The organism is Micromonospora sp. DT43 (genome assembly GCF_049841645.1).
In the GTDB taxonomy this organism is placed as follows: Bacteria; Actinomycetota; Actinomycetes; order Mycobacteriales; family Micromonosporaceae; genus Micromonospora.
On the sequence record NZ_JBNCKR010000008.1, the window covers coordinates 84,438 to 104,360 of the forward strand.

At 68.3% G+C, this 19,923-nt stretch carries 15 protein-coding genes and 1 pseudogene; 8 read left to right on the forward strand and 8 right to left on the reverse strand.

Going from position 1 to position 19,923, the window contains the following annotated elements:
- Positions 1 to 216 precede the first annotated feature (216 nt).
- Positions 217 to 1,149, forward strand: a complete 933-nt coding sequence (locus tag ACLQ26_RS20205) for an NADP-dependent oxidoreductase (protein WP_425745895.1) — start codon at positions 217 to 219, stop codon at positions 1,147 to 1,149.
- Positions 1,150 to 1,253: 104 nt separating this feature from the next.
- Here ACLQ26_RS20205 and ACLQ26_RS20210 read toward each other — a convergent pair whose 3' ends face one another.
- From ACLQ26_RS20210 to ACLQ26_RS20220, 3 genes and pseudogenes are all read right to left on the reverse strand, one after another.
- On the reverse strand, positions 1,254 to 2,480 hold the full coding sequence (locus ACLQ26_RS20210) for a pentapeptide repeat-containing protein (RefSeq protein ID WP_425745896.1): 1,227 nt from the start codon (positions 2,478 to 2,480) through the stop codon (positions 1,254 to 1,256).
- Between the two features lie 195 nt (positions 2,481 to 2,675).
- Positions 2,676 to 2,996 (reverse strand): annotated as a pseudogene (locus tag ACLQ26_RS20215) (hypothetical protein); the annotation flags it as partial.
- An 18-nt stretch (positions 2,997 to 3,014) separates the two neighbouring features.
- On the reverse strand, positions 3,015 to 3,242 hold the full coding sequence (locus ACLQ26_RS20220; protein WP_425745898.1) for a hypothetical protein: 228 nt from the start codon (positions 3,240 to 3,242) through the stop codon (positions 3,015 to 3,017).
- A gap of 258 nt (positions 3,243 to 3,500) precedes the next feature.
- On the opposite strand from ACLQ26_RS20220, the gene ACLQ26_RS20225 reads away from it, so the two are divergent.
- Both ACLQ26_RS20225 and ACLQ26_RS20230 read left to right on the forward strand, forming a co-directional pair.
- The gene (locus ACLQ26_RS20225) at positions 3,501 to 4,610 is read left to right on the forward strand and encodes an NAD(P)H-binding protein (RefSeq protein WP_425745899.1); all 1,110 of its coding nucleotides are present in this window, start codon (positions 3,501 to 3,503) and stop codon (positions 4,608 to 4,610) included.
- Complete coding sequence (locus ACLQ26_RS20230; protein WP_425745900.1) at positions 4,607 to 5,443, forward strand: NAD(P)H-binding protein; 837 nt, start codon at positions 4,607 to 4,609, stop codon at positions 5,441 to 5,443. Before ACLQ26_RS20225 ends, ACLQ26_RS20230 begins: the two co-directional genes overlap by 4 nt.
- Before the next feature lie 759 nt (positions 5,444 to 6,202).
- Here ACLQ26_RS20230 and ACLQ26_RS20235 read toward each other — a convergent pair.
- Entirely contained in the window at positions 6,203 to 6,955 is a 753-nt protein-coding gene (locus ACLQ26_RS20235; protein WP_425745901.1) for an SDR family NAD(P)-dependent oxidoreductase, read from the reverse strand.
- A gap of 63 nt (positions 6,956 to 7,018) precedes the next feature.
- Here ACLQ26_RS20235 and ACLQ26_RS20240 point away from each other — a divergent pair, with 63 nt between their 5' ends.
- Both ACLQ26_RS20240 and ACLQ26_RS20245 read left to right on the forward strand, forming a co-directional pair.
- Entirely contained in the window at positions 7,019 to 7,408 is a 390-nt protein-coding gene (locus ACLQ26_RS20240) for a winged helix-turn-helix transcriptional regulator (RefSeq protein ID WP_358105454.1), read from the forward strand.
- 289 nt (positions 7,409 to 7,697) lie between these two features.
- On the forward strand, positions 7,698 to 8,873 hold the full coding sequence (locus ACLQ26_RS20245; RefSeq protein WP_425745902.1) for a metallophosphoesterase: 1,176 nt from the start codon (positions 7,698 to 7,700) through the stop codon (positions 8,871 to 8,873).
- 63 nt (positions 8,874 to 8,936) lie between these two features.
- On the opposite strand, the gene ACLQ26_RS20250 is transcribed toward ACLQ26_RS20245, so the two are convergent.
- The 3 genes from ACLQ26_RS20250 to ACLQ26_RS20260 form a co-directional block, all read right to left on the reverse strand.
- Positions 8,937 to 9,113, reverse strand: coding sequence for a hypothetical protein (locus tag ACLQ26_RS20250; RefSeq protein WP_425745903.1), 177 nt, complete (start codon positions 9,111 to 9,113; stop codon positions 8,937 to 8,939).
- A 291-nt stretch (positions 9,114 to 9,404) separates the two neighbouring features.
- Positions 9,405 to 12,539, reverse strand: coding sequence for an RICIN domain-containing protein (locus ACLQ26_RS20255; protein WP_425745904.1), 3,135 nt, complete (start codon positions 12,537 to 12,539; stop codon positions 9,405 to 9,407).
- A 772-nt stretch (positions 12,540 to 13,311) separates the two neighbouring features.
- Positions 13,312 to 13,938, reverse strand: a complete 627-nt coding sequence (locus tag ACLQ26_RS20260) for a TetR/AcrR family transcriptional regulator (RefSeq protein WP_425745906.1) — start codon at positions 13,936 to 13,938, stop codon at positions 13,312 to 13,314.
- A 22-nt stretch (positions 13,939 to 13,960) separates the two neighbouring features.
- Between ACLQ26_RS20260 and ACLQ26_RS20265 the strand changes: the two genes are divergently transcribed.
- Positions 13,961 to 14,806: a hypothetical protein gene (locus ACLQ26_RS20265; protein WP_425745907.1), complete on the forward strand. Its 846-nt coding sequence runs from the start codon at positions 13,961 to 13,963 to the stop codon at positions 14,804 to 14,806.
- Positions 14,807 to 14,943: 137 nt separating this feature from the next.
- Here ACLQ26_RS20265 and zwf read toward each other — a convergent pair whose 3' ends face one another.
- On the reverse strand, positions 14,944 to 16,437 hold the full coding sequence (gene zwf / locus ACLQ26_RS20270) for a glucose-6-phosphate dehydrogenase (protein ID WP_425745908.1): 1,494 nt from the start codon (positions 16,435 to 16,437) through the stop codon (positions 14,944 to 14,946).
- A 168-nt stretch (positions 16,438 to 16,605) separates the two neighbouring features.
- Between zwf and ACLQ26_RS20275 the strand changes: the two genes are divergently transcribed.
- Positions 16,606 to 18,462 carry an NAD-binding protein gene (locus tag ACLQ26_RS20275; protein WP_425745910.1) on the forward strand — a complete coding sequence of 619 codons (1,857 nt, stop codon included), beginning with the start codon at positions 16,606 to 16,608 and terminating at the stop codon, positions 18,460 to 18,462.
- 121 nt (positions 18,463 to 18,583) lie between these two features.
- The gene (locus tag ACLQ26_RS20280; RefSeq protein ID WP_425745911.1) at positions 18,584 to 19,855 is read left to right on the forward strand and encodes a CehA/McbA family metallohydrolase; all 1,272 of its coding nucleotides are present in this window, start codon (positions 18,584 to 18,586) and stop codon (positions 19,853 to 19,855) included.
- Positions 19,856 to 19,923: the final 68 nt, after the last annotated feature.

Sequence of the window (19,923 nt, forward strand, 5' to 3'; positions counted from 1 at the left end):
CTTACTTGACTGGGCAACCCTGGCTCCCAGATGCCTTTCGCTGCTCAGAGGCAGGCACTGACCCGGTCGGTCTCTGTGATGCCGCGCACCTTGACTTGCCTAGGCAAGTCAAGCACACTCATTCACAGTTGCCCAGGCAAGTGCGGCGGCGGCGCGGCGTCCGGAGATTCCCCGATCGCCACGGACCCGACACCCCGAAACCATGAGGAGAGTGCAGTGAAGGCAATTCGCTACCACGAGTTCGGCAGCACCGAGGTCCTGCGCCAGGAGGAGGTGGAGCGTCCGGTCCCCGGCGCCGGCCAAGTGCTGGTGAAGGTGGTGGCCACCTCGTTCAATCCCGTCGACGACCACATCCGGCTGGGTGTCCTCGCTGAGATGATCCCCACCCCGCTGCCGATCACCCCCGGCCTCGATGTCGCGGGCACCGTTGCCGAGCTCGGCGCCGGAGTCAGCGGACTGCAGGTCGGCGACCCGATCATCGCCATGTTCCCGCTGCATGAGCACGGCGGAGCCGCCGAGTACGCGGTCGTGGCGGCCGACCTGGTGACCGCCGCGCCCCGCAGCATCCCCCTAACCGACGCCGCCTCACTACCCCTGACCGGGCTGGCCGCTCGCCAAGCAGCCGTCGAACTCGCCGGGATCAAGGCCGGCCAGACCGTTCTCGTCAACGGGGCAGGCGGTGCGGTGGGAAGCCTCGTGGTCCAGCTCGCCGTCGAGGCCGGCGCTAAGGTGACCGCCGTCGACGGCCCTCAGCATGCCGACCGCCTGAACGGCTACGGTGCGGAGAAGGTCGTCGATCCGCTGGACCTCGACGCAGGTCCGGCCCCTGTCGGTGGTCCCTTCGACGTGGTGGTGAACCACGTACGCCTGGCTCCCGAGGACCTCGCGAAGCTGACCTCCTACGTGGCCGACGGCGGCATCGTCGTCAGCTCCGCCGGCCCGGTGCCGGCCGACGACGCACGCTTGGTACGCACGGCCGGCGTGTGGGTCGGCCCCGACGCCTCCCACCTGGCCGACCTCGTCTCCCGCATCGACAACGGCGTACTCAAGCTGCACATCGCCGACCGCCGGCCGCTGGAGGAACTGCCGACCATCCACCAGGATGCAAGCAACGGCAGGCTGCTCGGCAAGACAGTCATCGTCGTCTGACGCCACGCCGCGCAGCCGGCTGTTCTCCGACTGGAGCAGGTTCTTCAGGTACTGATCGGTGTTTTCCCGCATCCGCATCTGCAGGTGAGCGATCTTGCTCTCTCTCAACACGGTGTCGGCCGGGCTACCCCCTTGGGTAGAAGGGTGTCGCCGTCGGTCCTGGCGCAGGTTAGGTTCGCGTCGGTCAGGTCGGCGTCGGTCAGGTTCGCGCGGGTCAGGTCGGCGTCGGTCAGGTCCGCGCGGGTCAGGTTCGCGTCAGTCAGGTTCGCGCCAGTCAGGTCCGCGTGGGTCAGGTCCGCGTCGGGCAGGTCAGCGCGGATCAGGTCGGCATCGGTCAGGTCGGTGTTGGGAAGGTCCGCGAGGCTCAGGTCGGCGCCGGTCAGGTCCGCGCGGGTCAGGTCCGCGCGGGTCAGGTCGGCGTCGGTCAGGTAGGCGCGGGCCAGGTCGGCGTCGGCCAGGTCGGCGTCGGTCAGGTTCGCGCGGGTCAGGTCGGCGTCGGTCAGGTCCGAGCGGGTCAGGTCGGCGCGGGTCAGGTCGGCGTCTGTCAGGTCGGCGTCGTACAGGTCCGCGCGGGTCAGGTCCGCGTCTGTCAGGTCTACCTCGCGCAGGTGCGCGCCGGTCAGGCTGGTGTCGCTGAGGTCGAGCGGGGCGGGGCTTGGCGTGAGCCTGGCCGGGCTGCTGCCGGTATGGGTGGCATTGCGTCGGCCCAGCACAGTGAGCGCGGTTTGGATATCGACCTCGACCGGCGGGCGTGGGGACGGAGTCACGGAGTCCGCCGACGGGGCTGTGGCCGCGTGGACGCGGACGAATGCGGCGAGGATGTCGACGACGGCGGGTTGGTCCACGGCCGAGTCGCGCATGATGCGCTCCAGGGCATAGATCGCGCCGAGACGTACGTCTACCTTCTCCGTGCCGGGCTGTCCGAGTTGCTCGATCGCCTTGGTGAACCGGTCGGTGATCTGCCCTTGGGCGGTGAGTCGCTGCTGCTCCCGGTTGGCCTCGTCGGTGTCTCGGTTGGCCTCGTTGGTCACGTACAGGCCGATGGCTACGAAGAGCACCGACAGGATGCTGCCGACCGCGGTCACGAGTCCACCGATGGCCACGAACCGCTGCCATGGGTCGGGTTTGACCTCAATCGGCCCTGCCGGGACGAGTTCGACCCGAGTCGACGCCGGCCGCGAAGGACGTAGCACCTGCGGCTCGACCGGGCACTGCCCTGCGACTTTCCAATGCCGTCTAGGAGCGGGCACACCACCAGGGTGACGAGTTTCAGTGTTTGGCTGATCGCGTTGCATCGACGGCATGAGTCCATTGGAGCCGACCCGGGCCAACGGACAATACCGCGATACCCAGGAACCCGGTCGCAGACCAGTCCTGTTCGGTGCCCCTGGCGGAGCTGCACGGCCTGATTCGCCGAACAGCACGGCGAGTCGGTGGACGGGGGAGCGGTCGAGGCTGCCGCGGTTGCGGTCGTGGCGGCGGGTGGTGCGGGGATCGGCGTGGCCGAGGAGGTCCTGCACATCGCGCAGTGGGGTGCCGTCGTCCCGAGCGGCGGTGGCGGCCGAGTGGCGCAGGCTGTGCGGGGTACCTGGTCGGCGGCGGGTGGGCCGGCTACCCGGGCGAGCCGACGGACCAGGGTGGAGATCCCGGCCGGGGTGAACGGCCTGCCCCTGGCAGTGATGAGCAGTAGGCCGTCGGCTTTCCGGGGAAGACCTGCGGCTCCCGTCTCCCTCAGCCGAGCCAACCGATTGTTGTTCCAGTAGTCCAGAGCAGCATGGCCACCCTGACCGCCCAGGGCTTCGCCTGGGTGGTGCAGGTCTGACGAAGAACGCGCCCCCGGCGGGGATAGCAGTCGACCCGTCTCGTCAGTCGAGCAGGTGGGTGGCATCTTCCCGCGCGGTCGTTACGAGGACCGGCATGATGAACTCGCCGTCTTCTCCGCACGGCCACCTCCAGTGCCGGTAGCCGTCGATCTCCACGATCGCCGGTTCGCCCGTGAGATCTTCGACCGAACGGGTGTGGCCGTGCGGGCGACATGTGACCAAGTCACCGGGAGAGAGTCGGATGACCTTGCCGTACCTGTGAGGTTCCATGGCCGGGACCGTACCGCAACTGGCGCACCCTACTTCTACCCGCGAGTAGCTATTAGCTGACGACGCTTCGACGCTTCTTGCGTTGAGCCAGGAGTGGGCCTTCCGATGCACCCCCGCCGGGCGGCCGCCCACACCTTCCACTCCCGGCCGAGGTGCTATCACGGCCCGCTGACGCGGAGGCTGTCGATCTCCGCGTCTGGCCCGCCCCTTCCGTTTTTGGTGATCTTTGGCCAATGCCCTCTGAGGAGATCGACTTCGATGTTGACCTCCGCGAGCAATGCCGCGCGTCGTGGTGCCCTGCACCATCCGGAACACCGGCGCAACCGAACTGCGACGAAGGCGTACTCGTACATATGTGCGATGTGCGGCTTTCGGGATTTCGACCTAGCCTGCGTGGTGACCGCCGCCGCGCCATTGGTCGTGGATTCGCGGCGGCGGTCTATTGCCCACTCCAGGTATTCGAAAAGGAGCAACGTGACAATCCTAGTAACCGGAGCGACCGGAAATGTGGGTCGCCAGGTGGTGGCCCAACTGGTCCAGGCCGGGCGACCTGTGCGGGCGATGACCCGCCGGCCGCAGACAAGCCGGCTGCCGGACAGCGCCGAGGTGGTTCTGGGAGATTTCGAACGTCCCGACACCTGGCAAGCGGCTCTGGACGGAGTGCGGTCGGTGTACCTGTTCCCCTTCGCGTATGCCGCGACCGACCATGGGTTCGTCGCTGAGGCGGTCAAGGCCGGCGTCACCCGGTTCGTCGTGCACTCTGCGGCGGCGGCCGGGTTCGCACCCGGAACCGGAGGCGACGGCACCCTCGGGCGGCACCTGGCCGAAGAGCGGGAAGCACACCGCGGACTGGAACTGCTGGTGGAGGACTGCGGCGCTGAGTGGACCCATGTGCGGCCGGGCCTGTTGGCCGCCAACGCGCTGCGGTGGGCCGATCAGATCCGGACCGGACAGGTCGTCCGCGGGCCGTACGCGGCCGCTGGCTACCCGGTGGTCCATGAGGCTGACGTCGCCGACGTGGCGGTCGCGGCACTGCTGACCGACGACCACGTCGGTGTCGCGCACACCGTCACCGGCTCGGCGAAGGTCTCGCAGGCGGAGCAGGTCACCGCGATCGGGGCCGCCATCGGCGTGCACGTGCGATTCGAGGAGCTCGATCCGGCCGAGGCGCGCACGCAGTGGCTGCGCGACGGCTCCGATGAGGAGACCGCCGACTGGATGATCGCGCTGCTCGCCGACGCGGTCGACGGGACGGGCGCGTTGCCGCCGACGGACACCTATCTGCGGGTGATGGGACGACTACCGCGCACGTTCGCCCGGTGGGCCAACGACCATGCCGCCGACTTCCGGCCGCAGGTGACACGATGACGATTCTGGTCACGGGTGCCACCGGCATGGTGGGCCGACACGTCATCGCCGAACTGGTGAAGACCGGCCACCGGGTCCGCGCACTGACGCGGACGCCGTCGGCGGCGAATCTTCCGGACGGGGTGGAGGTCGTCGGCGGCGATCTGACGGACCCCTCGTCCCTGGAGCCGTCGTTGAACGGTGTGGAGCGGATGTACCTGTTCCCAGTCGGACTGACAGCGCGTGACGTCGTCGCTGCCGCGAAGCGAGCCGGCGTGCGGCGCATCGTCGTGCTGTCCGGGGCGCTGGCCGACACCGATGACCGTGAGGACGGATACCTGGCGGTCGAGCGTGCGGTCGAGGATTCCGGTCTGGAGTGGACGCATGTGCGGCCTGGGGAGTTCGCCGCGAACTGGCTGGACTGGGCCCCGGCCATCAAGGAAGGTCGGGTGGTCCGCCGGCCGTACGGGGCTGCGGTGACCCAGCCCACCCATGAGGCGGACATCGCCGCGGTCGCCGCGAGGGTGCTCGTCGAGGACGGCCACGCCGGCCGGACCTACACCTTCGCCGGCCCCGACGCGCTCACCACCGTCTCGCAGGTCGACGCGATCGGCACGGCGATCGGTGCCACGGTGCGATTCGACGAACTCGATCCGGCCCAGGCCCGAGCCGAGTGGATCAGCAACGGCTATCCGGAGACGTTCGTCGACTGGATCTTCGCCATGTGGGCGGAATCCGCGCGTGACCCCGCCCCGACGAACCAGGCGTGGGCAGACATCGTCCCGCGACTGACCGGCCGACCCGCGCGGACATTCGCGCAGTGGGCCACTGACCATGCGGCCGACTTCCGGTAGACCGTTCATCGTGGGGCATGGCGGCCGCCCGGGCCACCATGCCCCACGCGACGGTCAACCAGTGGTGCGGCGAGCCGCAGCGGCACCCGTAGATGTCGATAGCTGCCGTTCAGTCGGTGGTGTAATCGACGCTGCACTCGAAGCTGTGAGCCGACACTGGTGGCCGGGACGCGGACGACTACGACCGCTGATGAATACGTGCGTTGCACCAATCGACGTTCGAACCGCGAGGTTCACATCGGACACGATAACTGCGGGGTATGGCCGGTAGCGGATGGGAGCAGCGGCCCGGGTGGCGCTTGCCTCCTCCACGAGGCCGCATCGGCGTTCAGGGTGCGCTCGAGCGGAGCGTTCCGATCTCTGGCCGGCGGTCCGCCCGTGGGGGCGAAGAGCTCACAGGTACTTGCGGGTGTCCTTCCCAGGGTCCGAGCTTCGCCGCTGCCCCGCTTGTCGTGTCCGTCGTCGCCGTCGGCGCTGCGACTCTCGAGCCGCCGACGGTGTGAGCGTCGTCGGTTGCCCGCCTGGAGGTGACGCGGTTGGGCCTGTCCGCTGCTGCGGGGGGAGCCATCGTCCTTCCTGTCGACGGTTGGCCTGCCGATCGCGTGTTCAGGGCACTGGATGGAACGGCGCGGGTTTGTTGGCTTGTGGTGGGACTGGCTGTGGTCGGCCAGGGGTGTGGTGGCGTGGGCTTCGGCGCATGGTGCTCAGGGTCGGGCTTTCGGGCAGGTTGATGGTCGGTCCCCGAACTGCTGCTGCCGGTCAGCGCTGACCACCGCTGGCGAATAACACTTCCCCAGTGATCCAGCGGGCGGCGTCCGAGGCCAGGAAGGTCACCACGGGCCCATAGTCCTCCGGCGTGCCCAAGCGACCCAACGGGATGTCTGCGATGGCGGCCTCAGCAGCGGGCGAGCCGATGAAGCCCGCCGCCCGGGTGCCGTCGGTGTCCGAGGCGCTCGGTGCCACGGCGTTGACCCGGATGCCGCGCGGGGCCAGTTCCTTGGCGACGATCCGGGTGATCGAGTTCAACGCGCTCTTGGTGCCCACGTACACCGCGCTGTAGGTCGGGTGGCTGGATGTGCCGGCCGTAGAGACGTTGACGATGGACGCCGAGGGGCCGAGGTCCTCCTGAGCGGCGAAAGCCTGCATTGTCAGCACCGGGCCGAGGAAGTTGGTGTCGACCTGCCGGTGGAAGTCCTCGTCGGTGACAACGGACAAGGGGGCAAACATGGCAATGGCCGCGTTGTTTACCAGGATGTTGACAGGTCCAAATGCTTTTCGGGCGGTGGCGAACAGCGCTCGGACGTCTTCACGGCTACCGACGTCGCCTTGGACGGCGATCGCGCGTCCGCCTGCGGTGATGATGTCCTTGACGACGCGTTCGGCGCCGGTGGCGTCGGTGCGGTAGTTGACGATCACCGACGCGCCCGCTGTTGCGAGGGCGGAGGCGAGGTGGGCCCCGATGCCCTTGGCGGCGCCGGTTACGAGGGCTGTGCGGTTCTGCAACTCGGTCATGCCGCTGAGATTAAGGAAGCTGCTCACTTCCAGTAAGTACGCACTTTTTCGTAAGCTGCTTGCATGACAGTGAGTCCGCAGCTTCAGTCGGCGTATCGGCTGCTGGCCGGTGACACCTTCGACAGCCGGTGCCCCTCCCGCGCAATCGCGGATCAGGTGACCACCCGCTGGGGTACGTTGATCATCGCGGCGCTGATCACCGGCCCGCACCGCTTCTCCGCGCTGCACCAGCGCATCGGCGGCATAAGCCAGAAGATGCTGTCGCAGAACCTGAAGTCCCTCGCCCGCTCGGGCCTGGTCGATCGGCACGTCGAGCCGACTACACCGCCGCAGGTGACCTACTCCCTCACCGCGCTCGGGGAGAGTCTGGCCGCACCGCTGTGCGGGTTGCTGAGCTGGTTCGGCGCCCACACCGACGCCATGCTCGAGGCCCAGCAACGCTACGACAGCTAGGCATCCTTCGTGAAGCGGCGCGGTGGGTTGCCGAGTCCGGCCGCCGGGTCACTGAAACCCCGATCGCCTGGTCTCCCATGAGCCGTCATCATGCGTGAGTTGAGGATCCGGCGGCGTCAGGCGGAACCCCCTCAACCAGCGTCGGCGCCGAAAATCACGAACCACGAGAGCGATGAGATCTCGCTGGCGCCCGAATTGAGCGACGTCTGGCCCCGGAACTCACGGTTTCCGGCGTGGTCGATCCGGCCCGGACCGTGTCATGCTGCACGGACCCGAACGGAGGACGACGATGGCTGCTGGCGATGCCGTACAGGTGAGGCCGGCGCGAGGGTCGCTGCGACCGCTGGTGTCCGGGGCGACGCTGGTCGCGCTCCTGGCGTTGCTGTTCGGGCTGCCGTGGTGGACGTTGACGGTGGCGGCCCGGTGGCCGGCGCCGGTCGTGGCGGCCAGCACGAGCGTGTTCGTCGTCGCGCTGGTCGCGTTCCCCGTTCTGATGTATCTCGGGCACGGCCGCCGCCGGCTGGACGCGGCGGCCCGGGCGGGGGACACACTCCTTGGCCTGGTCTGGATCCTGTTCGTCTGGGCGCTACTCGGCAACGTGGCCCGGCTCCCGCTGGCAGCCGCGGGGGTCGCCGATCCGGCGCGGTCCCGGGCTGTGGCGGTCGGTGCAGCGGTCGTCTCGGTCGTCCTGGCCGTCTGGGGGTACGCCGAGGCGATGCGAGTGCCTCGGGTCCGGCGGGTGGACGTCACCGTGGATCGGCTGGGTGCGGGTCTCGACGGGGTCCGGGTGGTGCTGCTGACGGACACCCACTATGGACCGATCAACCGGGCCCGCTGGTCCGCCCGGACCACCGAGGTGGTCAACGGGTTGGCTGCCGACATCGTCTGTCACACCGGCGACATCGCCGACGGTACGGTCGACCAGCGCCGGGCGCAGGCCGCGCCGCTGGGAGCCGTCCAGGCGCGGCTGGCCCGGGTGTACGTGACGGGTAACCACGAGTACTACGGCGAGGCGGAGGGCTGGGTCGAGCACATGCGGACCCTCGGCTGGGAGCCGCTGCACAACCGGCACCTTGTGGTGGAGCGGGGCGGCGCCCGGCTCGTCGTCGCCGGGGTGGACGACGTGACCGCCGCCTCGTCCGGCGTCGCCGGTCACCGCGCCGACCACGCCGCGGCGCTCGCCGGCACCGACCCGCGGCTGCCCGTGCTGCTGCTGGCCCACCAGCCAAAGCAGATCGACGACGCGGTCGCGGCCGGCGTGGATCTGCAACTGTCCGGGCACACCCACGGCGGCCAGATGTGGCCGTTCCACTACCTGGTCCGGCTCGACCAGCCGGTCGTGCAGGGCCTCAGCCGGCATGGCCGGACCCAGCTCTACACGAGCCGAGGGACCGGTTTCTGGGGCCCGCCATTCCGGATCTTCGCGCCGAGCGAGATCACCCTGCTCACCCTCCGAGTGAGGTAGCCCCGGCCGGGCCAACACCTACCGCCTCACCTGAACGTGATCCCCCCGGGTCAACCCCGCTGGCTATCCGCAGCCCCGGGATCCACCCGATGCCCATTCGCCTCGCTTGGTCAATGCGGCGTTCACCGACAGACCGAGGCACAAGACCTCCAGGGTGAGTGCGATCGTGAGGATGACGCGCTGGCTCTTTCCGAGGGTGACGCCCAATCCGACGAGCAGGCCGTCGACGAGCGTCTCCACCGTGGGGCGCTGGTCGCGAGAGTGATCCCGTCCTGTTCCGCCGGTTGGGTGCCGACCCGAGACGTGAACTGCGAAACGACATGCTTCCTGCGCGTACGGCGGTGGCATCGTTGATGCCGGGGGACAGCGCACGTTCGGCGGTGGTTTCCTCATTCCCCACCAGGGCTGGCTGGGCAACTGTCCTCAGTCACGGTTGAGGCAGCTGGTTGGCGCCGCCGCGGTGGTGGTGACCGATCGCCGAAGCACGGACTACGCCGAGGACGGCCTGCTGGCCGTCCGGCGCGACCGGCATCACGGCCGGACGACCCCGACGGCATCCACGACGAGACTGCCGCTGCGCACCATGATCTCCACGGTGTGCGTGCCGGCGCCGAGGTTGCGCAGGGCGTACGTCTGATAGAACTCGGGAGAGGCGAGCGTGCTCGCTGCGGAGTTGACCACCGTACCGTCCACTCTGACCTGCAGGACGGCCGAGCCGTTGTTCGGCCCGAGGATGTCCAGTCCGGTGCCGGCGAAGGTGTAGGTCAGCGTCGAGCCGCTTCCCTGGCTGGTGGACAGGCTCCGCTGAACGTTGTACATGCCCTTACCGTTTTCGTGCGCCCAGGACCCGCCGTACACCAGCTTCCTGGCGGGCGGGTTGGCCAGGTCGGACATCTCCAGGTTGTCCAGCACCTCGGAGTAGTACGGCGGGCTTCCGTCGACCGTCTCCACCCGTAGGTTGTCAAACCGGGTGAAGTAGTAACCGCTGCCCAGCGTGATCCGGCCGGACAGCTTGGGATTCGGGTCGGTGTAGCTGGCCAGTGTGACGCCGTCGAGGTAGGCGGTCACCGTGCTTCCGGCGCCCTTCAGCGCGATGTTGTGCCACGCGTTGTGCGCGGTGTTGAACCCAGCGATCCGCACGCCGCCGGCGCCGCTGACCACGTTGCCGCTGGCGACCGCGCTGTTGTTGACCAGCAACTGCCAGCCCCCGTCGAAGGTGAACCTCACCGAGTACGGCGCACCGTTGTCACCGTGCTGCTCGCGGATGCCCAGCCGGGCGTGGTTGGCGCCGTTCTGGGTGCTGCTGTTCTCGAAGGAGACGTCGACGCTGGCCTTGTAGTTGAGCCACCGACTGTCACCGATCCTGGTGACCGCGTCTCCCCCGTTCCAGGCACCGCCCAGGCCCTGGCTCGGGCTGTCCAGCTGCTGGCGCAGCACGTAATTGGTCGATCCGTCCGGCTGGTACGCCTCGAAGGCGCCGTTGCGGTCGCTGGCGTAGCGCGGGATGACGCTCCTGGCGCCGCCACGCGAGGTGATGAAGTCCTCCGTGCCCGTGATGGTGCCGCCACTGCCGATCACCGGGACCGTCTTGCCGGAGTAGTCGAAGCCGTCGGCGTAGAGGATGTTGTCGCTTGTGCTCTGCACGTCGCCGGAGATGTCGGTGTCCAGCACGGTGCGCTGGCCCTCCACCGGCAGGGGTTCCAGGTACTCGGGCTTGGTGTGGTTGGCCAGCGTCGTCACGGTGACGACCGAGTTCGGCCTGACCGTCACGGAGTACACCCCGCCGTCGTCGGCGGTGACGCTGCCGAGGTGCTTCAGGTAGTTGGCGTTGAACGCCTGGCCGGGTTCGGCCGCGCGGGTTTCCCACAGCTGTAGGGCCGGAGTGCCGGAGTAGGCCATGTTCACCGGCTGGAGGCGGTACGTCTGGGTGTACTCGCTGTCGTTCATGAAGACCGTGGAGAAGTTGCGCCGGTCGGGCGCGGCGAGCGTGAGATAGCTGGGCGTGCCGTTGCGTCCGACCACCGGGTTCGTCCCGGTCGCTCCGGTATAGCTGGATTCGGGGACGGCGCGCCAGATACCGGCCGTGTTGCTGGAGTTCTCCCAGCCGGTCTTGGCGAACCAGCTGAAGTGCCGCAGCACGTCGATGGCGGCGTCGTAGTGCAGCCAGCCCGACCAGGGATCACGGGCGCTGACGACCTCCTTGTAGGAGTACTGCCCACCCTCGTAGAAGGACCCGATGGCCGGTTGGTAGATGAAGTTGGTCCGGCGCGAGTTGACGAATCCCTTGATGATGGTGTTTCCCATTTCCAGCGCACTGTTGGTGCCGCCGAAGCCGGTTCCGACCACCGACGGGGACCGCATGTTGTTGTTGGGGCGGAAGGCGGAGTTGCCGAAGGTCGCCTGTGCTTCGCTGTTCCAGATCTCCTTGTCGTAGTCCATCGCCAGGCGCTTGAAGTTGCCGGCGCTGTCGTCGTCGGGGCTGTAGTGGTAGCCGGCCGCCGCCACCACGTCGCGCAGGCCGGCGTCGCTGATCATGCTGCCGCCGAACGACCCGACACCGACCTCGTCGGAGATGACGACCTTGAGCTGGTTGTACCGGGATTGCTCTGTCGAGTTGGCGAAGTCGGCACTGTCGGTCCTGACCCGGTTGGCATAGGTCTTGGTCCAGTTCAGGTCCGCCCCGCGCTCGTTGAGCCCCGGGTTGACGTAGTCGACCATGAACCCGTAGGTCCGGTACGCGCTCAGGATGGTCTTCTTGAACCAGGTGTAGACCTTGTCGTTGCTGTTCACCCAGCCGGGGGAGTTCCAGCGCAGCAGGGTCACCTTGACGTTCGGGTTGACCTTCTTCGCGTCGGCCGCGAGTTGGAAGCCCTGCGCACGCTTGACGTTGGGGGTCTCGGACTCCCAACGCATGGTCGAGGGGTCCGGTCCGGTGGAGTTGTTGCGGTCGTTGCCCATCTCGATCTTCACGTTGGTGAAGACCGGACTCTCCCCACCGAAGAGGACCCGCAGCAGCTGCGCGTACGCGGTCGGGCTCTGGGCCTTGTAATCCATCAGCAACTCGCTGGTGCTGTTGGCGCTGAGCGCACCGAAGCCCTTGAACGTCAGCCCGTTGACGTTGCCGGCGCGGATGTTGTTGCCGTCCACCGTGATCGTGCCCGATCCCGGAGTCGACACGTCGGTGACGATCCACTGCTGGTTGGTGCTGCCGCTGTTCGCGTACTGGACGAGGTTGGCGCCGTCGGACGTGCTGCCCCCGCCATCCAGGTACAGCCCGTTGGCCCGGTTCCTGAACTTGGCGTAGCCGCCGGAGTCCTCCCGGATCCACTGCTGGTTGGTGCTGCCGCTGTCACTCCACTGGCCGCAGATAGATCCGCCCGTCGTGCGGCCCATCCCGTCCAGGTACAGGCCGGTGGCCCGATTCCTGATCCGGACGTAGCCGCCGACGGCATCGATCGCCCACTGCTGGTTGTCGCTGGACGACGAGGAATACTGGCCGACCGCGGCGCCGTTGGTGGTCCGGCCCATGCCGTCGATGAACTTGCCGGTGGTCCGGTTGCCCAGTTTGACGTAGGTGACGGCTGCTTCCATGGTCAGGCCCACTGGCGTGGATGCGACCGGCATGGCTACCACGTACGTCAGGACAAGCGCTGCGATCGACAGCATGCTCAGCGCGGTGGGCCTGACGCGGGCACGGCGCGGGCTGGCTACTCCCGGAGTCTGCCGAGGCGGAGCGGATCGAGGGCTGGTCATGAGATCTCCAGTCAACCGGTCAAGGTGTGGCAGCCGACGCCTCAGGCTCGCCGGCCTGCGGTGTCCAGGGGTGGCACGTCATCGTCTGATCGCATCGAACCATATGTATGCCATTCGGATCTAGAGATGCCAGGAAACGGACCGAAACGTGCAAGAAAGTTCAGACTCGAACATCCGGCCGTCAGGCTGGAGGACCGCGACGGATCCACCCAGTGGTCGGGGGCCACGCTGTGGACAAGGTGGGGACGGCGAAGTGGACCGTGTCGAGGTGCAGATTCGGCCAGCGCACTGCGGACAGGAGGGTTGCCACAGGTTCGCTTGGCACCCATGCGGGGAGGCGGCGCGGCACGGTGAGCGGGGCGATCAGACCCGGCGGGGTTCTGTGTGGGTGCCCCGTTTACTCCCGGGAAACCGCGCCGCACCATGGTCGTCAGGTGGGCGCGGGCTCGGTGGCCACGTCGCCGCATCCGCTGCCGGAGTTGACGGGGTCCGTCATGGTTCAAGGGAACGCAGAAGCGGATACCGGATCAGTGCGACCGGCTTGCCGACGGTCCGTCGCGGCCAGTACCCGCCTGGCTTTGGATGCGGTGCCCATGCGACGAGGTGGGCGTGGCCTTCGTGGTCGTCGTCCACCTCGTTAATCTTCCGTACCAGGACGGCCTGTCATGAGGCGCCTCGTGACACTTCAGGTCAGGAGTTCGCGGGCCAGGGCCTCGGTCCACCAGCGTTCGACCTGATCGGGTTGCCAGCCGCGTTCACCGGTCAGTGTGGTGTAGACGTCGACGTTGCAGATCGCCGCATAGATATCGACGGCCGACCGTATGTCTAGTCCTTGCCGGAGAACGCCGCTCGGCCAGGACGAGAACACCTGGATCCTGGTCTCGTCCCCCCGCTGACGGCCGTCGCGGTAGACGCTCGCCAGCGCAGGCTCGGTGCGGCCCGCCTCGCGTACGAGCGCGATGACGTCACCGGCACGTTCGAAGAGCCGCCGGTCGTAGCCGGCCATCGCCGCGAGCTGCCGCACCGGATCGTCCTCGGCCCCTTCCAGTTCGGCGAGCGACTGCGATGGATTTGCGGCGAGGTCTGCTGCGTCGGCCAGGGCCTGGATCAGCCCGGTCTTGTTCCCGTACACCGCGTAGACGGTCGGCACCGAGACCCCCGCCTCCCGTGCCACGTCACGTACCGTGGTCGCCGCCCAGCCGCGGGAGAGGAACAGTCGACGAGCGGCGCTGGCGATCTCACCCCTCGTCTCTGCCGCTTGCGCCACCCGGCGCAGCGATTCGTACCTCCGCCTGCCTGTCTCGGCGGTCAATGGCTTGTCTCCTTCAGTTTTCGTGCCTTATATTGAATATATGTTGCGTAAACTTGGTGTCGGAAGCACCTGGACGTTCTCGCGCATCGCCGGACTCGCCGGACTCGGCTTCGCCATCCTGATCGCCTCCACCAACGCCTTCCTGGTGCCAGCCGGCCTGCCCCACACCGGCGCTGAGACCAACGACGTTGTCCAGTTTTTCACCACCCACCAGAACGTCGTCGGCCTCGCGTCAGCGCTCGCCCCGATCGCCTGGGCGCTGGCCACCCTGTTCGGCGCCGGCGCGGTCTCCGTGCTGTGGCGAACCGACCTCGAGCACGGCGCAGCCTGGTCCCTGGTCGGGTTCGCCGGGGTGATCATGCAGAACATCACCTTCACCGGAGTGATGGCCACCCGGCTCGCGCTCGCGTCAACTACCGCGCAGGACAGCAGCGCGATCGCCGGGCTCTGGGCACTACACAACGCGCTGTTCGTCTTCAACGGCACCTTCCTGGCACTGGCCATGACCGGCCTGTCCATCAGCGGCCGACGCGCCGGCCTGATCCGCCGCTGGCACGGCGGGATCGGTTTGCTTGCCGCCGCACTCCAGTTCGGCTCGGCCGTGCTGAGCCCTCTGGTCGTCGACGACCCCGGTACGGTCGGTCTCCTCGGCCTTGTCGGCTGGCTGATATGGGTCGTGTGGATCGTCGCCTACAGCATCACCCTGATCCGCCTGACATCCGTTCCCATCCAGGCGATACCGAACAACCGACGCACCGGTCCCGTTGAGTCGTTTCGATCGGACCATCGGCAGGCCGATCTACCCGACGGCCAGCGTCGCCGTCCAGCACAGCAGCGCGTCGAACCGTCGGAGAGCGCACAGGCATAGACATTCGCTCATCGGCATGAGGGCGTACCGCGTCGGGTCGTGGAGGCGCGTAACCGCAAGGGCGGGCTGCTGGCAGGCATGCCGCGCGGTGGGAAATGCCGGGAAGACGCGGGATGCGCCAGATGGTGGTGGCAGGGTCACGCGGAATTTCGCCACTTGCGGCCGTGCCGGCCGATGAGCCGGTCGGCGTCGGTCGGGCCCCAGGAGGCGGCCTCGTAGGTGGGGATCGGCGATTTGTCCTTCTCCCAGTTGTCGATGATCGGGTCAACGATCCGCCAGCACTGCTGTACCTCGTCACTGCGGATGAAAAGCGACGCGTCGCCGATCAGCGCGTCCAGGAGCAGACGCTCGTACGCCTCGGGGGACTCCTCGACGAACGTCTGGTCGTAGGAGAACTCCATCGTGGCGGTGCGGACCCGGAAGGAGTGGCCCGGCACTTTGGCACCGAAGCGCAGCGAGATGCCCTCGTTCGGCTGGATCCGCAGGATCAGCGCGTCAGCATCGAGGCCGGTGAGCTGGTCGGTCGGGATCGGCAGGTGCGGCGGCCGCTGGAACTGCAGTGCCACCTCCGTGAGCCGGGCCGGCAGACGCTTGCCGGTGCGTACGTAGAACGGCACGCCGGCCCAGCGCCAGTTGTCCACGTTGAGCCGCATGGCGGCGTAGGTCTCGGTCCGCGACAGGGGGTCGACGCCGGCCTCCTCGCGGTAGCCGGCCATCAGGTCCTCGCGGGTGCCGCCCCGGGTGTACTGCCCCCGGACCGCGGCCTCGGCGATGTCTCGGTCGGTGGGGAGCCGGATCGCCTGCAGTAGCTTCACCTTCTCGTTGCGCAGGCCCTCAGCCTCGAATGAGGCCGGTGGTTCCATCAGTGCCAGTGCGAGGACCTGGAGCACGTGGTTCTGCACGATGTCCCGCATCGCGCCAGCGTCCTCGTAGAAGCCGCCGCGGCTGCCGACGCCGAGGGTCTCGGCGACGGTGATCTGCACGTGGTCGACCCAGGAGCGATCCCAGATGGGCTGGAAGATCGAGTTCGCGAAGCGCAGCGCCAGCACGTTCTGAACGGTGTCCTTGCCCAGATAGTGATCGATCCGAAAGACCTGGTGCTCGTCGAACGCGCTGTGCACGACGCCGTCCAGCTCGCGGGCCGTCACCAGGTCGCGCCCGTACGGCTTCTCGATGACCAGGCGGGAGAAGGAGCCTTCGCGCGGCCGGTTGAGCCCGACAGCGGCCAGCCCGTTGATCACCGGCTCGAAGGCCCCGGCCGGCGTGGACAGGTAGAAGAGCCGGTTGCCGGACGTGCCCCGCTGTGCGTCCAGCTCGTCGAGGGTCTCCACGAGCCGCTTGTAGGTTTCCGGGTCGTCGTAGCCGCCGGCTACGTACCGCACGCCGCCCTGGATCTGGCGCTTGCTCGCGAGGGTGCGTTCGCCGAGGGCGCTCTCGGCGAACTGTTCGTCGGTCATCGACGTGCGGGCGACGCCGACCAGCGCGAACTGGTCCGGGAGCCGCTCGTGCCGAGCCAGGCTCTCGACTGCGGGCAGCAGCTTACGCCGGGTCAGGTCACCGGAGGCACCGAAGATCACCAGCGTGGCCGCCGGGGCGCTCCGCTCCTGGATGAGCTGAGATGCGTGGTCCATGGTCTGCGTTCCTCCGGGCAAGGGGTGGGGTTGGGGGATGCCGTCCTGTCATGCCAGGAAATGTGCGGCTACGGCGGTGGTGGCCGGGGCCACGCGGCGTGGCCTGTTGGTCGCGGAGGTTGAGCGTCGCATGCCGGGCTGACGGGTAGGTGACTCGGTGGCAACTGGGTGCGGTCCGCCGGCGCATGTGTCAACGCCATCCTGAGCCATGTCGATTACCATGCGACTGTGTCCGGAGACACTAGACGGAGCTCCGCCCGAGAGCCGGCACGACAGCGGTTTGTTGTCTGTGGGGATGGTGCTGTCGCTCGCCGTCTGGTCACTGAACTGGCAGAACGCTACGATGTCGCGGTCACCGTGGTCCTACCGTCGTCGAGCGAACACGACGTACCCGACTTCGCCGACCTCGCTCGGGATATCAGCGTGGCGGAGGGGCAGCCGGAGATTATCCTAGCCCGTCGCCTGACCGGGGAAGTGCTCGATCAGGCTGGGGTCCGGGAGGCTGCGGCCGTGGCCTTCGTCGGTGTCGACGATGTGACAAACGTGGACGGCGCCATGATCACCAGGGAACTGGCTCCCGACGTTCGGCTCGTGGTGAGACTGTTCAACCCGGTGCTCGGCGAGGGCGTGGCCGCGATGCTCGGGGACTGCGCCGTACTCTCCGGATCCGAGATTGCCGCGCCGGCGTTCGTTGCCGCCACGCTCGGGGACGCGACGCCGACGTACCTGCGGCTGCCCGAGGGTGAGCTTCTGCGGACCGCGACACGCAGCGCCGTCGACCCGGCCGGGGCGGACGTGGTTTGCGGCCTGGCCGACACGACCGGCTCGGAGCCGGTCGTCCTTCCAGCGGAGCAGGATTCGGCAGACCTGGTCCTTGTCCGCGCATACAAGCGGCCTCGAATGGACCCGCCGCGTCGAAGGCCGCGCCTGCTTCGGGCCCTCGGCTTGGTGTTCAGCCGCAATCTGCGACTGGCCCTGGTCGGCACGGCCGCGATACTCGCCGCGGCCAGCGTTCTGCTGGCGTACATCCGCGGCGTGAACCTCGCCGAGGCGGCCTACCTGACGCTGCTGGCGGCGATGGGAGCCGCCGAGGTCGAACTCGCCGCACCGCTCACCGAGAAGGCGACCGCACTGGTACTGGTGACCACCGGGGTAGCGCTCCTTCCCACCGTCACGGCCCTGGTGGTGGACTCGCTGGTGCGCGCCCGGCTGACGGTCGCCGCCGGCGGCATGATCGAGCCGATCGACAGCCACGTCGTACTGGTGGGACTCGGCAACATCGGCACCAGGGTCCTGGAAGAACTGCACTCCGTCGGCATCTCCGTGGTCGCCGTCGACCGCACGGAGTCGGCTCGAGGCATCGGTGTCGCCCGTGAGCTGGGTCTGCCGGTGATCGTCGGCGACGCGACCCGCCCCGAGACACTGCGAGCCGCGTCCGTACACACCTGCCGGGCGCTTGTGGTGTTGACCGACGATGATGTCACAAACCTGGAGACCGCCCTGTCCGGGCGGTCCTCGCATGAGGCGGACCGGGCACGGTCGGCAGCGACCAGGCCCCCGTTGCGGGTGGTGTTACGGCTGTTCGACGACGGCTTCGCGCAGCGCACACAGCGCATCCTGAGAATCGACGAGTCACGTAGCGTCTCATCCTTGGCAGCGCCTGCGTTCGCAGCCGCCATGATGGGCCAGCAGGTCATCGACACCATCTCGGTCGGCCGCCGGGTACTGCTGGTGGCTGAGTTGCCCGTTGGCGCCGGGTCCGAACTCGAGGGACGGTACTGCCACGGTGTCAACGAGCCGGGCGCGGTGTGGGTGATCGCGGTGCGGACCGGTCGGACGGGACAGACCATCTGGTCGTTGCCGGAACGTCGGCCACTGGTCCGCACCGACCGGCTGATCGTGCTGGCCACACGCGCCGGTCTGGCCGCGCTGCTGCCCCGCACCGTGCCCAGCCCCGACGCTGAACCACTCGCCGATGTCGCGCCGTTGCGGCTGCTCGCGCCGGCACCGCGCGATGGTGAGTGAACGCTCCCGTCGTCGGGCCATGCGCAGGACCGGCCGATGCGGGACGAGGCGTACTGCAGTGTTCGCCTGACCGACGACTCGGTGTGACGTCTCCGCCAGATCCACCAACATTGATATGGCTATGACTGGACAACACCCGCACCACTGCCATCACGACCACGGATCCGACGACGAGGTGCCGTACGGCCAGGTTGAGGTTCCCGCAGGCTTCGGCCGACGGGCGCTTCTGGCCGGTGCCGGCGGGACGCTGATGCTGGCCGCGCTGCCAAGCGCGGCCCGGGCGGCCAACACGACGATGGCCGGCGCTCCGACCGCGACGGTCGGCGCCGGCCGGTCATCACGGATCACCCAGGGCACGACGTTGGTCCATGCGGACATGCACAACCACACGGTCATGTCGGACGGTGACGGCAGCGCCGAGGCCGCGTTCGCCTCGATGCGTGAGGCCGGTCTGGACGTCGCCGCGCTCACCGATCATGCGACGCTCTTCGCGATCGACGGGCTCAGCTCGTCGGAGTGGCGGACCACAGGTGACCTGGCCAACGCGGCAAACGACCCGGGTCAGTTCACCGCGATCCGCGGGTTCGAGTGGTCGCACCCGTTGCAGGGGCACATCAACGTCTGGAACACGTCCGACTTCGCCGACCTGTTGCGGGCCGGCAGCCCCGGCAGCCTGTACAACTGGCTCACCGGTCGGCCCGGGGGCCTGGCGAGCTTCAATCACCCCGGTCGGGAGGCGGGCCGGTTCAACAACTTCTCCTTCAACGCCGCCGCCCGCGACCAGCTCGTGGGGCTGGAGATGTTCAACCGGACCGACGACTTCCTCTTCGAGGGCTGGTCGTCCGGTGCGACGTCACCGCTGGTGGCGTGCCTGAACGCCGGTTGGCGGCCGGCGCTGACCGGCGTCACCGACGAGCACGGCACCACCTGGGGCTTCCACGAGGGCAAGGGCCGCAGCGGGCTGTGGGTCGCCGAGAACACCCGCGCCGCGGTGTTCGAGGCGATGGCCGCCCGCCGTTCCTTCGCCACGCGCGTCTCGGGGCTGCGGGTGGACGCCACTGCCAATGGCGTACGCATGGGCGGGGTGCTGAACGTGACCTCGGGCGACGTCCGGTTCCTGCTGGATCTGGACCGCGGCTCGGCCTGGGACGGCAAGCCCCTGCGGATCCAGGTCCTCCGCCCGGGCACCTCGGCGCCGACAGTCGTCGACGTCGTCGACACCGTCAACGGTCAGGTCACCGACTTCACCGTGCCGCTCGACGTCGCCGACGGCGACTGGGTGGTGCTCCGGATCTCCGACCCGTCCCTGCCCAACGGCACCCCCGGCCCAGCCGGTCACCCGTGTAACGACTTCGCCGTGGCCTACACCAGCCCGTGGTGGCTCCGGCCCTGACCTTCGAGGTGCCGGTCCCGGCACTGCCGGCCAGCCGCAGACGGCTGCGTCGGTCGGCCGGGACCGGC

Bases quoted from the DNA above. Each gene is read 5' to 3' on its own strand.
- ACLQ26_RS20220 (WP_425745898.1), bottom strand. From the start codon at position 3,242: ATGGAACCTCACAGGTACGGCAAGGTCATCCGACTCTCTCCCGGTGAC.
- ACLQ26_RS20240 (WP_358105454.1), top strand. From the start codon at position 7,019: ATGACAGTGAGTCCGCAGCTTCAGTCGGCGTATCGGCTGCTGGCCGGT.
- ACLQ26_RS20280 (WP_425745911.1), top strand. From the start codon at position 18,584: ATGACTGGACAACACCCGCACCACTGCCATCACGACCACGGATCCGAC.
- ACLQ26_RS20245 (WP_425745902.1), top strand. From the start codon at position 7,698: ATGGCTGCTGGCGATGCCGTACAGGTGAGGCCGGCGCGAGGGTCGCTG.
- ACLQ26_RS20235 (WP_425745901.1), bottom strand. From the start codon at position 6,955: ATGACCGAGTTGCAGAACCGCACAGCCCTCGTAACCGGCGCCGCCAAG.
- ACLQ26_RS20225 (WP_425745899.1), top strand. From the start codon at position 3,501: ATGTTGACCTCCGCGAGCAATGCCGCGCGTCGTGGTGCCCTGCACCAT.
- ACLQ26_RS20255 (WP_425745904.1), bottom strand. From the start codon at position 12,539: ATGCTGTCGATCGCAGCGCTTGTCCTGACGTACGTGGTAGCCATGCCG.
- ACLQ26_RS20230 (WP_425745900.1), top strand. From the start codon at position 4,607: ATGACGATTCTGGTCACGGGTGCCACCGGCATGGTGGGCCGACACGTC.
- zwf (WP_425745908.1), bottom strand. From the start codon at position 16,437: ATGGACCACGCATCTCAGCTCATCCAGGAGCGGAGCGCCCCGGCGGCC.